The organism is Gilliamella sp. Gris1-4, from assembly GCF_001690335.1.
GTDB lineage: Bacteria > Pseudomonadota > Gammaproteobacteria > Enterobacterales > Orbaceae > Gilliamella > Gilliamella apicola_P.
In genome coordinates, this window is record NZ_LZHA01000054.1 from 28,414 (window position 1) to 42,857 (window position 14,444).

At 34.0% G+C, this 14,444-nt stretch carries 14 protein-coding genes; 4 read left to right on the forward strand and 10 right to left on the reverse strand.

Annotated features, from left to right (window positions below; all coding sequences use genetic code 11):
• Positions 1-18: 18 nt before the first annotated feature.
• The 5 genes from ispG to putP all read right to left on the reverse strand — a co-directional run bounded on the left by ispG (position 19) and on the right by putP (position 5,420).
• Positions 19-1,128, reverse strand: a complete 1,110-nt coding sequence (gene ispG / locus A9G31_RS07295) for a flavodoxin-dependent (E)-4-hydroxy-3-methylbut-2-enyl-diphosphate synthase (RefSeq protein WP_065561072.1) — start codon at positions 1,126-1,128, stop codon at positions 19-21.
• Between the two features lie 86 nt (positions 1,129-1,214).
• Positions 1,215-1,658, reverse strand: coding sequence for a helix-turn-helix domain-containing protein (locus A9G31_RS07300; RefSeq protein WP_081299378.1), 444 nt, complete (start codon positions 1,656-1,658; stop codon positions 1,215-1,217).
• 75 nt (positions 1,659-1,733) lie between these two features.
• On the reverse strand, positions 1,734-2,600 hold the full coding sequence (gene pdxY / locus A9G31_RS07305) for a pyridoxal kinase PdxY (protein WP_065561074.1): 867 nt from the start codon (positions 2,598-2,600) through the stop codon (positions 1,734-1,736).
• A 4-nt stretch (positions 2,601-2,604) separates the two neighbouring features.
• Positions 2,605-3,876: a tyrosine--tRNA ligase gene (gene tyrS, locus A9G31_RS07310; RefSeq protein WP_218056410.1), complete on the reverse strand. Its 1,272-nt coding sequence runs from the start codon at positions 3,874-3,876 to the stop codon at positions 2,605-2,607.
• A 56-nt stretch (positions 3,877-3,932) separates the two neighbouring features.
• The gene (putP, locus tag A9G31_RS07315; RefSeq protein ID WP_176700371.1) at positions 3,933-5,420 is read right to left on the reverse strand and encodes a sodium/proline symporter PutP; all 1,488 of its coding nucleotides are present in this window, start codon (positions 5,418-5,420) and stop codon (positions 3,933-3,935) included.
• A gap of 265 nt (positions 5,421-5,685) precedes the next feature.
• Between putP and nth the strand changes: the two genes are divergently transcribed.
• Both nth and smrB read left to right on the forward strand, forming a co-directional pair.
• Positions 5,686-6,324 (forward strand): endonuclease III, encoded by a 639-nt coding sequence (gene nth / locus A9G31_RS07320; RefSeq protein ID WP_065561076.1) that lies wholly within the window; start codon positions 5,686-5,688, stop codon positions 6,322-6,324.
• A gap of 6 nt (positions 6,325-6,330) precedes the next feature.
• A complete protein-coding gene (smrB, locus tag A9G31_RS07325; RefSeq protein WP_065561077.1) occupies positions 6,331-6,876 on the forward strand; it encodes an endonuclease SmrB in 546 nt (181 codons plus the stop codon).
• 478 nt (positions 6,877-7,354) lie between these two features.
• Here the strand turns inward: smrB and cgtA are convergent, their stop codons facing one another.
• From cgtA to rplU, 4 genes are all read right to left on the reverse strand, one after another.
• A complete protein-coding gene (gene cgtA, locus A9G31_RS07330; RefSeq protein ID WP_065561078.1) occupies positions 7,355-8,521 on the reverse strand; it encodes an Obg family GTPase CgtA in 1,167 nt (388 codons plus the stop codon).
• On the reverse strand, positions 8,521-9,486 hold the full coding sequence (locus tag A9G31_RS07335; protein WP_065561079.1) for a DMT family transporter: 966 nt from the start codon (positions 9,484-9,486) through the stop codon (positions 8,521-8,523). The genes cgtA and A9G31_RS07335 overlap by 1 nt, the downstream gene beginning before the upstream one ends.
• A gap of 88 nt (positions 9,487-9,574) precedes the next feature.
• Positions 9,575-9,835, reverse strand: coding sequence for a 50S ribosomal protein L27 (gene rpmA, locus A9G31_RS07340; RefSeq protein WP_034915250.1), 261 nt, complete (start codon positions 9,833-9,835; stop codon positions 9,575-9,577).
• Between the two features lie 15 nt (positions 9,836-9,850).
• Entirely contained in the window at positions 9,851-10,159 is a 309-nt protein-coding gene (gene rplU / locus A9G31_RS07345; RefSeq protein ID WP_025314436.1) for a 50S ribosomal protein L21, read from the reverse strand.
• Positions 10,160-10,390: 231 nt separating this feature from the next.
• On the opposite strand from rplU, the gene A9G31_RS07350 reads away from it, so the two are divergent.
• Both A9G31_RS07350 and narL read left to right on the forward strand, forming a co-directional pair.
• Positions 10,391-12,199: a histidine kinase gene (locus A9G31_RS07350; RefSeq protein ID WP_065561080.1), complete on the forward strand. Its 1,809-nt coding sequence runs from the start codon at positions 10,391-10,393 to the stop codon at positions 12,197-12,199.
• Between the two features lie 2 nt (positions 12,200-12,201).
• Entirely contained in the window at positions 12,202-12,855 is a 654-nt protein-coding gene (gene narL, locus A9G31_RS07355; protein ID WP_065561081.1) for a two-component system response regulator NarL, read from the forward strand.
• 108 nt (positions 12,856-12,963) lie between these two features.
• Here the strand turns inward: narL and cysG are convergent, their stop codons facing one another.
• Complete coding sequence (gene cysG, locus A9G31_RS07360; protein ID WP_065561082.1) at positions 12,964-14,337, reverse strand: siroheme synthase CysG; 1,374 nt, start codon at positions 14,335-14,337, stop codon at positions 12,964-12,966.
• Positions 14,338-14,444 lie beyond the last annotated feature (107 nt).

A 14,444-nucleotide genomic window follows, 5' to 3' on the forward strand; every position in this document is an offset into this window, starting at 1 on the left:
ATTCGCTATCTAATAAAATTATAATTCAGTTGCTGCAATTCTGTTTTTCAATATTAATGCTTTAGCACGAATTTTAGCTTCTAATTCATCAATCATTTGTTCATTATCAATACGGCCAATACGTACACCATCTTCATAAAAACCACTTTTGTTATGACCGCCAGCAACGCCCATAGTTGAAGCTAATGCCTCCCCAGGACCGTTAACCACACAACCAATAATTGATACATCCATTGGTGTAATAATATCTTCTAATCGTTGTTCTAATGTATTGACTGTATTAATCACATCAAACTCTTGGCGAGAACAGGTTGGACAGGCAATAAAATTAATACCACGAGACCGTATACGCAACGATTTTAAAATATCAAATCCAACTTTCACTTCTTCTGTAGGATCAGCGGCTAAGGAAACTCGAAGTGTATCGCCAATGCCTTCTGATAGCAATAATCCCAATCCAATGGCCGATTTAATAGCACCACTTCGAACACCACCTGCTTCAGTTATACCTAGATGTAATGGTTGCTTTATTTGCTTAGCTAGCAATCGATAAGCATCAACGGCAGTAAACACATCAGATGCTTTTACACTGACTTTAAACTGCTCAAAATTAAGTCGATCAAGTATATCGACATGGCGCATCGCTGATTCAACTATTGCTTTTGGTGTAGGTTCACCATACTTTTCTTGAATATCTTTTTCTAGAGAACCAGAATTAACACCGATTCGTATCGGGATATTTTTATCTTTAGCACAATCAACAACAGATCGAATTCTTGATTCATTACCTATGTTGCCAGGATTAATTCTTAAGCAATCAACGCCATATTCGGCAACTTTTAATGCAATACGATAATCAAAATGAATATCAGCAATGAGTGGAACTTTTGCCTGCTGCTTAATAAATTTAAAAGCTTCAGCTGCATCCATTGTAGGTATGGATACACGCACAATATCTACACCAACACGTTCAAGTGCTTGAATTTGGGCAACTGTTTTTTCTACATCTGTGGTTCGAGTATTTGTCATTGATTGAACTGCAATCGGAGCCCCGTTACCAATAGGAACATTGCCGACATAAATTCGGGTTGATTCTCGTCTAACAATTGGTAAATCTTGATGACTCATACATATTTAACCATTTTACAAAAATAACTAGCAAGTGATCTTAACAAGATTTAAGAAAAATGTCTGTATGAGAATAAGAAAATTTGCTAACTATTGACACGAGTAACGGGGACTGGAGAAATATAATGACTTACTTCAATAAGATTATTTTTATTGTCTTTATTGACATAGTATAGAATCATACCAAGCACACAAAGAATTACAAATATTCCCCAAAGGATAAAAGGAGTCTTTCGTCGCCTTTTCCTATTAATCGTTTGAATTTGAGTTATCTTTTGGTGAGACTTAGATTGTTTAGTTAATTCATTAAGATATGGTTGATAGTAATCCGATGATAAGCCAACTATTTCAGCATAAGAACGAATATAACCTTTTATAAAAACAAAAGGGACATGAGGTAATTGGTCATTTTCGATATCAATAATTACAGTCTTTCGCACATGAATTTTATTGGCAATATCATCTTGAGTTAATCCCATTTTTTCTCGTAAATCAACAAGCATCACTCCTAATGAAATATTATCCATCATACCCTCATAAATTTAATACGAATCTCTATCCAACAAGTTTTACATGATTTTACATAATTTTACATAATTTTACAATTAATTAACTTTTTTAGCATTAAACCGCTGTGTTGGTTTCTCAATTTCATTTTGAGCAGCAACTAATTGTAATTCATATTCACCTTGTTTTAAGGTTTCAAGCATAACCGCATAAACGGCTGAAGTAGTATGTTCTAAAGCTTCAACCAATGATTTTCCAAGTAAAATATTAGCTAGAAAAAGTCCGCTTGTCATATCACCAACACCTACGGGTTGTCTTACACCAAAATCAACTAGTGGGCGGCCGATATGCCATGCTTCATCACTAGTTACAAGCAACATTTCAAAACGATCAATTTTATATCCAGCTCTACTTAAATGTTTAACTAAAATCGCTTTAGGTCCTTTTTTACATAACTCTCGACAAGCTAAAATTGCTTCATCAACATTATTAATACGTTGTTTTCCATTAAGCTCTTCAAGTTCCAAAATATTGGGTGCCATCATATCAGCCATAGGCAATGCTGTATTGCATAAAAACTCAGAAACACCTGGTGCAACAAAACATCCTTTTTCAGGATGTCCCATTACAGGATCGCAAAAATAAATAGCATTAGGATTAACAGCTTTTACTTTTTTAACTATTTCAATAATTGCATTACCTTGTTCAGGTGATCCCATATAACCACTTAATACTGCATCACACCGTTTCAATTCATCAATTTCATTAATTCCATCAGCAATTTCGGTTAAATGCGATGCAGACATTACCGTCCCAGTCCATTGTCGATATTGAGTATGATTAGAAAATTGTACAGTGTTTAAAGGCCAAACATTTACGCCTATTCGACGCATAGGAAATACAGCCGCACTATTCCCTGCATGACCAAATACAACATGTGACTGAATCGATAAAATATTTCTCATGAAATTAACTCCAAATTAACAAACAGTAATATTTTTTACCGCGACGAAGTAAAGTATAACGATTATATAGTTTATCGCTATCAGTAAAATGATAATCAGTTATAGTGTTACGTTCACCATTAACAGAAATAGCATTAGATTCAATCATTGTTCTAGCTTGTCCTCTTGATGGTGCAAATTCCGCATTAACAATTGCTTGTTGTAAATCAACATTTTCCTCAACAGCTAATGTTGGCATACCATCTTGAGCTAATTGTTCAAAATCAGCTTCAGACAAGTCAGTTAATTTACCAGAGAATAGGCTTTCTGTAATACGTTTTGCTGCGATCAATCCTTCTTCACCATGAACTAAGCGTGTAACTTGCTCAGCAAGTACATATTGAGCTCGTGGTGCAACACCACTATTTTTATCTTCCTCTTCCAATGCATCAATCTCACTTAGAGGCATAAATGTGAAGAATTTTAAGAATCGATAAACATCAGCATCAGCAGTATTTATCCAGAATTGATAGAATTTATAATGACTTGTCTTTTTCGGATCTAACCATACGGCACCACTTTCAGTTTTACCAAATTTGGTCCCATCTGATTTAGTGATTAACGGTACAGTCAAACCATAAACTTGTTTTTGATGTAAACGACGGGTTAAATCAATACCTGCAGTAATATTACCCCACTGATCAGATCCACCAATTTGTAAAACAACATCATGCGATTTATTCAAACAAGCAAAATCATAAGATTGTAATAAGCTATAAGAAAATTCAGTAAATGAAATACCCACCTCATCACGATCTATACGTTGTTTAACTGATTCTTTATTGATCATCGCATTAACTGAAAAATACTTACCAACATCACGTAAAAATGTTAGTACATTCATGCTATTAAACCAATCATAGTTATTAGCCACCATCGCTGAATTTTCACCACAATTAAAATCTAAAAACGGTGACACTTGTTGTTTTATCTTTTCACTCCACTCAATAACTGTTTCCTCAGTATTAAGTTTTCGTTCAACAGCTTTAAAACTTGGATCGCCAATTAATCCTGTTGCTCCCCCTACAAGCGCAACAGGTTTATGACCAGCTAACTGAAAACGTTTTAAACAAAGTAACGGAACTAAATGACCGAGATGCAAACTATCTGCTGTTGGATCAAAACCACAATAAAGCGCAATAGGATTTTGTTCAATTTGTTCTACTAGTGCTTTTTCATCAGTAAGCTGAGCAATCAGTCCACGTTCTTGTAGTTGTTTGATCACATTTTTTGTCATGATATTTTACCTATTAAATTTATTACATTTATATTCTAGTTTAAATAAAATTTATTCTAATTTATTTTGTTGTGATAACGTTTATACGCTTGTTTAAAATGATCTGCTACTATTTCGTTTGGCTTTTTATCAAAAAGACTAAAAATAATAATGGCTATAGAAGCAAATAAAAATCCAGGGATAAGTGAATACAAATTAAACCAATTAAAATTAATCCATAGCAACACAGTTACAGTACCAGTTATCATTCCAGCTAGTGCTCCATTACGTGTCATACGCGACCAAAAAACAGAAAATACGATTATAGGACCAAACGCCGCACCAAATCCAGCCCAAGCATGACTCACTAAATCAAGTACACTATTATTTGGATTAATAGCTAATAAAATAGCAATAACTGAAACTAATAGCACCATTATACGACCAACCCAAACCAGTTCCTTCTGTTTTGCTTTTGGTCTAAAAAACGCACGATAAAAATCTTCCGTTAGAGCACTTGAACAAACTAATAATTGACAACTTAATGTGCTCATGACCGCTGCTAAAATAGCGGCCAACAAAATACCAGCAATCCAAGGATTAAAAAGTAATTTCGACAATTCGATAAAAATACGTTCATGTTTACCATCGTTAATCAAGTAAGATAAATCTGGATTATGAGCAAAAAAGGCGATACCAAAGAAACCAACCGTGATTGCGCCAGCTAAACATAACATCATCCATGTCATACTAATCCGTCGAGCGTTTTTCATTACTTCATGTGAATCAGCAGCCATAAATCTGGCTAAAATATGAGGTTGCCCAAAATATCCAAGCCCCCAACCTAATAATGAAATAATGGCAATAAAATCCATATGAGCAAATAAATTGGTATAATCTGAATTGAGCGATTCAATATATATCAATGCATCAGAAAGCCCACCAGCATTTACCATAACCATAATTGGCGTTAGAATAAGTGCAAACATCATTAAACTAGCTTGAATAGTATCAGTCCAGCTTACTGCTAAAAAGCCACCGATAAACGTATAGGCAATTGTTGCACCTGCACCCGCTAACATCGCCCAACCATAGCTCATACCAAATGTACTCTCGAATAACTTTGCGCCCGCAACTACACCAGAAGCACAATAAATAGTAAAAAATATTAGAATAATGACAGCTGAAATAATGCGTAGAAGTGAGCTTTTATCATCAAATCGACGAGCGAAATAATCGGGTAAAGTTAATGAATTATGATTGATTTCAGTAAAGACTCGTAATCGTCCTGCAATGAGTAGCCAATTTAAATAAGCACCAATAATCAATCCGATTGCAATCCAACTTTGTGAAATACCAAACAAAAAAACAGCACCAGGTAATCCCATTAATAGCCAACCACTCATATCTGATGCGCCAGCTGAAAGCGCAGTCACAACACTACCGATACGACGCCCACCTAAAATATAATCACCAAAATTTTGCGTTGAGCGAAATGCAAAAAAACCTATGGCAATCATGCCTAAAATGTATACAGCAAAGGTGACAATCATTGGTAAGGGCATATCTTTAAAAAACCTTATTTGATAAAATTAAGAAATAGTGGGCTAGCTTATCATAAAATGACTATGCTAAAAAGTCAGTGAGTATAAATGTGAATATACAAATAACAAAAAACTAAGCAACACTAAAAATAAAAATGTTTTACAATTATTAATCAGTATGTTTCATCGTTCCCATCTATATTAAAAAAACTAAAGGCAACTTACAGATAAACAGTAAATAAAAGTATATAATATGCATCTTACTATTTTTTAATAAAATTATTTTGTGAAACAATCAACCCGAATTCAAATTTTAGAAAGATTAAAAGATCATATTAAAGATCCAACAACAGAACTAGTGTATGAAACACCTTTTGAACTATTAATCGCAGTAGTACTTTCTGCTCAAGCGACTGACGTTAGTGTAAACAAAGCCACAAAACCACTATTTGCTATTGCAAATACTGCTGAACAAATTTTGGCTCTTGGTATTGAGAAATTAAAAAGCTATATCCGCACCATTGGCCTTTATAACAGTAAAGCTGATAACATTATAAAAACATGTCAAATTTTAGTAGATAAATATCAGGGTGAAGTCCCTGAAAGTTTTGATGCACTAATTGAATTACCGGGTGTTGGTCGTAAAACGGCAAATGTTGTGTTAAACACAGCCTTTGGTTGGCCTACCATTGCCGTTGATACACACATATTTAGAGTAAGTAACCGTACAGGTTTTGCACCAGGTAAAACGGTAGAGGTTGTTGAAGAAAAATTACTGAAAGTCGTACCCAAAGAATATAAAATAAATTGTCACCACTGGCTAATATTACATGGCCGTTATACTTGTATTGCCAGAAAGCCTAGATGTGGATCCTGTGTTATAGAAGATTTGTGCGAATTTAAAGAAAAAATTTACCCAGAGTAGAAATCAATGCCAAATAAATTTAATTTAGACCAAGATGATATAAACTTGTTTAAAAATAGTATTGGTAACATCACCAAAAAACTAAAACAAGATACTGTCGTTCATAAACCACAAAAACGTTCACAAAAAGCAATAGAAACCCAAAAACAGCAATATGAAAAAATTAATGCTGAATTTTATTTTTCTGATGATTATCAGCCGCTATTGCAAGAAGACCCTATTCGCTATAGCCGAGAAAATGCAGATCCCTACGAAGTAAAAAAATTGCGTCGTGGATTTTATGAACCAGAATTCTTTTTGGATCTACATGGGTTAACTCAACAAGAGGCTAAAAAAGAAATTGCCGCTCTTATCGCAGCATGTTTACGTGAAAGAGCTCATTGTGCTTGTATCATGTATGGACATGGGAAAAACATCTTAAAGAAACAAACACCCATGTGGCTAGCTCAGCATCCTCATGTTATCTGTTTTCATCAAGCGCCTAAAGAATTTGGTGGCAACGCAGCACTTCTCATTTTATTTGATATTGAGAACAAACTAATAAATAGCTAGTTTTTGAAAACTTAACCAACCATCTGGGTAATCATAATAATAATTTTTACTCTTCTTCCGTCAATTTATTTAAACCTTTGTGACGACATTAGCATGTAGATAAAAACAACAATTAAAATAGCTTTAACTAGAGGATAAAGTTTAAAAATAGTTGTTAATAACATAAAACAAAAAAACCAGCTTAGCGATAACGTCAAGCTGGTAAACATTGGAAGCAATGTGAGCAATGTCATACTTTTTCAGAAGCCTCTAAAGCTCTAACAAAGTACGATAATAATGATAATGATTATCATTAACAAAATCAAGCATTTTTTTATTTTTCTAAGCTAGATAAAATAAATCCTTTATTCACTAATTTCATAATAAGAGGATTCATATTTAACAATATAAAAAATAAGCAGAATATTCCTATTCTGCTTTTATAAAAAATTCTATACAATGGCTAATTTAGGCGAAATAAAACAGAGTATAGTACTCATTATTTTTGATAAATAAATTCAACACCCTCTTCATCGCTTTCGTCCCAGTCATCAAAATCATCGTCATCATCAAAAGTCTCATCCATTGCTTGTTGATGGTAATCATCCCACATAAATTCCACTTTTTCAGGCGATGACTCTTCTTGTTCTGCTTCACGTGGATGCGCATTGATATATTCCATTAAGTCCCAACATAAGGTCTTTATACCTTCTTGATTAATGGCTGAAATAATATAATATTTATCTTTCCAATCAAGTGCCTTAGCTATTTCGGCTGAACGTTTAGCACTCTCTTCAGGACCTAATACATCCATTTTATTAAACACCAACCAACGTGGTTTATTAGCTAATTTTTCACTATATCGTTGAACCTCTTGGATTATCACTTTAGCATTTTCTACCGGATCTGATTCATCTACTGGTGCCATATCGATCAAGTGAACTAAAACACGACAACGTTCAAGATGTTTTAAGAAACGAATACCAAGTCCTGCACCGTCTGATGCCCCCTCTATTAAACCAGGAATATCAGCAACAACAAAACTCTGTTCATTATCCATTCTTACTACACCTAAACTAGGCACTAAAGTAGTAAATGGATAATCGGCAACCTTTGGTTTAGCAGCTGAAACTGAGCGAATAAAAGTTGATTTACCAGCATTAGGTAAGCCCAACATCCCCACATCAGCAAGTAACAATAATTCTAATAATACATCGCGCTTTTCACCTGGAGTACCATCCGTTTTTTGCCTTGGTGCACGATTTACCGATGATTTAAAACGCGCATTTCCAAGCCCATGAAAACCACCCTTGGCAACCAATACTTTTTGTTGGTGATGGGTTAAATCACCAATAATTTCACCTGTATATTTGTCGGTAATTCGTGTTCCTACCGGTACTTTAACGGTAATATCTCGACCACGCTTACCCGTACAATCAGAACCCTGTCCATTTTGTCCACGCTCAGCACGGTAATTTTTTTCAAACTGAAAATCAACTAGTGTATTTAAATTCTCATCAGCAATAAAAAAGACATCACCACCATCACCACCGTCACCACCATCAGGACCGCCTTTAGGTATATACTTTTCTCGGCGAAAACCGACACAACCATTTCCACCATCTCCAGCTTCAACGCGTATTGATGCTTCATCAACAAATTTCATTATTCTTCCCCTTTATTGCGGTTAATTAGCCAGCCTTTTCTTGGATGCCAAATATAATGCCCAATGGTCGCAAACATAGCACCCGCAACAACAGATACTGCACCAATATAACCTAAAATATTTAAATATTGCATAGCAAACTTTTCAGGCCAAATTAAAGCAAACAAATCTGAAAAGATCAGCGAAAACAATGGCGTTAGGGTTGTTATTGCACTCACTTGTGCTGCTTGCCATCGTTCCATAGCCATCACTAATGCGCCATAAGCAATAATAGTATTTAAACCACAAAATATGATAGCAAACAGTTGAGTTGCATCAGCATTTGTAATTTTACTTAGCGACGTAAAAGGCAACAAAAAAACAGTACAAATAAGGTAAATCAACCAAAGTAACTGTTCTGCACGTAATTTCTGTAATAGTACTTTTTGAGCAAGTGCATAGCAAGCCCATGATACCGAAGCCAGTAAACCAAGCCAAACACCAATGCCATATGAAGACATATTAGAAAACAGATCTACAATATTTTTATTAAAAAATAACCCCAGCCCAACTAATAATATTAAAATACCAATAATCTGAGTCGGTCTGAGTCGCTCTCTAAAAATAAAAGCACTTGAAATCATAAAAATCACAATGCCTATTTGCCCAACAACCTGAGCGGTTGTAGCTGAAAGATACTGAACTGCACTAGCAAATAGTGCAAAATTACCCAACAGCCCAAAACCTGCAATCATCAATAAAATAAAACGACGACGTTTTCTAAACATCATTAAATTAGGAAATTGCTTTTTATAAGCCAACCAAATAGTAATACCAAGCGCTGAAATAGCCAATCTAGACCAAGCTAATGTCAATGGATCAACAACCACTAGCGCGTATTTCATTGCAATTGGCACAATGCCCCACATCACTGCGGTTAACATGGCAAGTGCAAAACCTAATTTAACATTTTGCTGCTTTATCATATCGCCATCAATTTTATATTAACTTCAAGAAATGAAAAAAGCCCCACAATAATTGTGAGGCTTCTATAACTTTTGAACCGTTTATGAATTAGCTGTTAGCAACTACACTAACATAACGACGATTCTTAGGTCCTTTAACTTCAAACTTTACTTGTCCATCAATTAAGGCAAATAGAGTATGATCACGACCACAACCTACATTAGTACCTGGGTGGAATTGAGTTCCACGTTGACGAACTAAAATGTTACCAGCAAGAACTTCTTGACTACCATAACGTTTAACACCTAAACGTTTACTTTGGGAATCACGACCATTACGTGATGAACCACCAGCCTTCTTATGTGCCATTGTTCAATACTCCTATTAAGCGATTGCAGTGATCTTCACATCAGTGAACCACTGACGGTGACCTTGTTGTTTACGATAGTGTTTACGACGACGGAATTTAACAATTTTCACTTTATCGCCACGACCGTGCTCAACAATTTCTGCTTTAATTGTTGCACCTTCAACAAACGGAGCACCAACTTTGATGTCTTCACCATTTGCTACCATTAAAACTTTATCGAAAACAACTTCTGCGCCCGTTTCGACTTCAATTTTTTCCAAGCGAACGACTTGTCCTTCGCTAACTCGGTGTTGTTTACCACCACTTTGGAAAACTGCGTACATACTTAACTCCGCAATAAAAAGCAGACGATTACTTGATTAAACATATATGTCTGCGTGATTAATCTTATAGGGCGTGAATTTTACGCAAATTTTATTCTTGTTGCAAGCGCTGTTTAACAAAAGATCGCAAAAAGTTACAAAAAAGATCAGATAGATACTCTTTTCAAGCTACAATAACCATAAATTACTATTTAGCTAAAATAAAATTACAAAATAATATTGAGTGTTTATATGTCGAACATAAAAATTCGTCCCACCGAATCAATTATTAATCGTTTAACACTATTACTGTTCTGTTTAGGCGCTATTGCTTTAATCGCTTTATCGTTTTCAATCCAGGTAGCCAATGATACAAAAGGTGGGGCATATATGGTTAATCAATTAGGCTTACTAAGAATGAAGAACTACCAAATACTAACAATGGTTCCACTCAATAAGGAAGATTATGATAATTTAAATATTTTTATTAATATTTCTTCATCACAAAAACATTTAATGCTTTTAAAACGCTACGATTTAATTAATGAATTTAATCAGTTAGAAAATGATTGGAATACTCGACTTATTACGAAAATACAGCAAGCACAAAAAATCGATGAAATAAAAATTGATATTGAAAACTATGTTGCTCGTATCAACCATTTAGTAGATAAGATTGATCAAAAAACCGAAAACAAAATTTATCATATTTCTCAATTACAACAATTATTTATTGTTATTATCGTAATTTTTTTAGCTGTTCAAATTTATTACTTACGTTACTACCTTCTTGCACCATGGCAAAAACTAATTAGTATGGCTGAAGCAATTTCTAACCACAATTTTAAAGCGCGTTTTAATATTAAAGGCAGAAAGAATGAATTTGATCTTTTAGGGCTAGCTTTTAACAAAATGTCCGAGCAAATTGAATCACAATATTTATTGTTAGAAAAACAAGTTGCAGAAAAAACAGCTAAATTACAACAAACCAATAAAATTGTTTCATTTCAATATCAAACAATTAAGCAACTACATACTTCAGAGCCATTGTGTGAACGTTTTCTAAAAATACTACACAAATTAGAAGATTTAGTACCATTAACTCAATTTAAAATCCGTTTTTATGAATCAAATGATCCTGAGCATTATCAACAAATCAGTTACGATAATGAGCAAAAATTACCTTATTGCCAAAACCCTAAATGCAAAGCTTGTTTAATCTCATCAAAATCTTATCAAAAAAATAACTTTCAGCGCCATTGTCACCTTCAAGAAAACGGAGAAAAATATGGGATATTATTTGCTTTGCAGCCAGAAAATACCATATTAACCAATGAACAAGAAAACTTAATTGTGGGAGTCATCGAGCAAATGACTACCGCAATGAAGCTCGATAGACAAATTGAACAACAAAAACAATATTTATTAATAAAAGAACGCTCAGCAATGGCCAGAGAGCTGCATGATTCCATTGCTCAATCTCTATCTTGTTTAAAAATACACCTCAGCTGCTTACAAATGCAATCAGATTTAACATCACAAAGCAGTATTGATTTACTGGCAACAATGCGTAAAGAAGTCAATATAACCTACTCTCAACTAAGAGAACTAATTACCTCTTTTCGCTTACGCCTTAACCAAACGGGTTTTTATGCAAATTTAATGGAATTAATTGAGGAATTTAATCAAAAATTACAATTCAATATTCAGTTTGAATATTTATTACCGCTGAATATTATCAATAGTAAATATGCATTTCACTTATTGCAAATAATTCGAGAAGGACTAAATAACATATACAAACATGCTAAAGCTACACAGGTTATTGTTAGTTTAAAAATTGATGACCATCAAATTATTTCTGTTTGTATTGAGGATAATGGAATTGGTTTACAAAACAATATTAGACTAGATAATAGCTATGGTCTAATCATTATGCGTGATAGAGTTGAAATACTAAATGGTAATTTAACAATAAATAGCAAACCCCTCCAAGGAACACAAATTATGATAGCATTTAAGATTAATAAAACCATTTCATTCAAAACAACAGAAGAGTAAAAATGGAACAAATAAATTGCTCAATACTACTTATTGATGATCATCCAATGTTAAGAAATGGCGTAAAACAGCTGATAAATACAGTCAACCATTTTGACATTGTAGGAGAAACTGGCTCTGGAATAGAAGGCGTTAAATTAGCCGAAGAGCTTGATCCTGATATTATTCTACTTGATATCAATATGCAGGACGTTAATGGATTAGAAATATTACGCTATTTGCGCCAAAAAAACATATCGAGTCGAATTATTATGTTTACAGTATCAGATGCAAAAGAAGATATAATCACCGCACTAAAAACAGGTGCTGATGGCTATTTATTAAAAGATATGGAGCCTGAAGATTTTCTAAAATCACTACAAGAAATTGCGATTGGAAAACTAGTTATGGATAATGCTATTTCGCACATTATCCTCAATTACATGCGTCATAACGAACAACCAATTGCAAAACAGATGCATGATGTTAGCTTATTGACACCAAGAGAAAATGAAATTTTTAATTTATTAGTTCAAGGACTATCAAATAAACTAATTGCAAAAGATTTAGGTATCGTAGAAAGCACAGTCAAAGTACATATCAAAAGTATATTCAAAAAACTTAATTTTAAATCACGAATGGAAATGACTGTATGGTATTTGCAAAGTAAGGAATAATATTATTTACTTAAAAATAGATAAATCATAACGCTTTACCTTAAATAAGATAAAGCAACTTATAATACAAAATATAGGATGGTGTTCACTAAAATTTATCTATTTCTATTAACACTCAGAAAACCAATTCAGCTTTTCCCGTAATGCAACAACAGGCCCAATAATAATTAAACTAGGACTACAGGCTTGCAAAGATAATTGTGCTAAATCACATAACTGACCTGATATTACTTTTTGTTTCGTTGTTGTGCCTTCTTCAACAATTGCAACTGGGGTATTTGCATTCATACCGTATTTAATTAATTGTTTTTCGATGTTACTAGCTTGAGATAATCCCATATAAAAAACTAATGTTTGTTTTTCAGCGGCTAAACTTTGCCAATCAAGATGACTACCATCTTTCAAATGACCAGTAATTAAACGTACACTATGAGCATAATCTCGATGCGTTAATGGAATTCCACTATATGCAGAACAACCTGAAGCTGCTGTAATTCCTGGCACTACAGAAAATGGAATATCGGCGTTAAATAATGTTTCGAGTTCCTCACCACCTCGACCAAAAATAAAAGGATCTCCACCTTTTAAACGTACAACACGTTTACCTTTTTTAGCTTGTTGTAAAAGAATCTGATTTATTTGTTCTTGAGGTACGCAATGAAATCCTGCTCGCTTACCAATAAAAATACGTTGAGCATCGCGACGGGTTAGATTCATAATTTCATCCGATACTAATCTATCATAGACAATAATATCTGCTTGTTGGATTTGTTGTAATCCCTTTAAAGTCAATAATCCCGCATCACCCGGACCAGCACCAACTAACACAACCTCACCACGCGAATCAAGTGAAGTATCAAATAACTCATTAGTGAGTTTTTCAACATGATCTGAATCGCTATTAGCAATCGCTTGAGCTAACCTATCATGAGAAAATAGCCTTTCCCAAAAACGGCGACGTTCCGTCACTGTTTGATAGGTTGTTTTAACTTTATTACGTAAATAACCGGCATATTTAGCTAATTTGCCTAAATGTTGAGGTAAAATGGACTCTAGTTTTTCACGCAATAATCTAGCCAAAACAGGAGCATGCCCTTCTGAAGAGACAGCAACCATAATAGGAGAACGATCAATAATTGAAGGCATAATAAAACTCGCATCTCTTGGAGAATCGACTACATTACAAAAAATATGCCTTTTTTCCGTCTCAACACTCACTCTTTGATTAGTTTCCTGACAGTCTGTTGCCGCAATAACTAGCCATTTATCATTTAGTAATTCGGCATTAAACTCCCCTTGAACTAAAACTAGTTGTTTTTGTTCATTCCAGCATATGAATTGCTCGTTAAATTCATGCGCATTGACAGTTAAGCGGGCACCAGCTTCAAGTAATAATCGAGCTTTACGCTCAGCAACTTCACCACCACCGACTAATAAGCAATCACGGTTTTCTAGCTTACAAAATAAGGGGAAATAATCCATAACACCTCAAAATAAAACATTATCTGTTTAAAAATTTATTAACAACTAACCTCTAATAATAGAAATTTATTAATTATCCTATTGTTAATTGCTTCGTTATTTTTTTA

What these genes read in the sequence shown, in the direction of transcription:
- ispG (WP_065561072.1), bottom strand. Translation starts at nt 1,128, where the DNA reads ATGAGTCATCAAGATTTACCAATTGTTAGACGAGAATCAACCCGAATT.
- A9G31_RS07300 (WP_081299378.1), bottom strand. Translation starts at nt 1,658, where the DNA reads ATGATGGATAATATTTCATTAGGAGTGATGCTTGTTGATTTACGAGAA.
- pdxY (WP_065561074.1), bottom strand. Translation starts at nt 2,600, where the DNA reads ATGAGAAATATTTTATCGATTCAGTCACATGTTGTATTTGGTCATGCA.
- tyrS (WP_218056410.1), bottom strand. Translation starts at nt 3,876, where the DNA reads ATGACAAAAAATGTGATCAAACAACTACAAGAACGTGGACTGATTGCT.
- putP (WP_176700371.1), bottom strand. Translation starts at nt 5,420, where the DNA reads ATGCCCTTACCAATGATTGTCACCTTTGCTGTATACATTTTAGGCATG.
- smrB (WP_065561077.1), top strand. Translation starts at nt 6,331, where the DNA reads ATGCCAAATAAATTTAATTTAGACCAAGATGATATAAACTTGTTTAAA.
- cgtA (WP_065561078.1), bottom strand. Translation starts at nt 8,521, where the DNA reads ATGAAATTTGTTGATGAAGCATCAATACGCGTTGAAGCTGGAGATGGT.
- A9G31_RS07335 (WP_065561079.1), bottom strand. Translation starts at nt 9,486, where the DNA reads ATGATAAAGCAGCAAAATGTTAAATTAGGTTTTGCACTTGCCATGTTA.
- rpmA (WP_034915250.1), bottom strand. Translation starts at nt 9,835, where the DNA reads ATGGCACATAAGAAGGCTGGTGGTTCATCACGTAATGGTCGTGATTCC.
- rplU (WP_025314436.1), bottom strand. Translation starts at nt 10,159, where the DNA reads ATGTACGCAGTTTTCCAAAGTGGTGGTAAACAACACCGAGTTAGCGAA.
- A9G31_RS07350 (WP_065561080.1), top strand. Translation starts at nt 10,391, where the DNA reads ATGTCGAACATAAAAATTCGTCCCACCGAATCAATTATTAATCGTTTA.
- narL (WP_065561081.1), top strand. Translation starts at nt 12,202, where the DNA reads ATGGAACAAATAAATTGCTCAATACTACTTATTGATGATCATCCAATG.
- cysG (WP_065561082.1), bottom strand. Translation starts at nt 14,337, where the DNA reads ATGGATTATTTCCCCTTATTTTGTAAGCTAGAAAACCGTGATTGCTTA.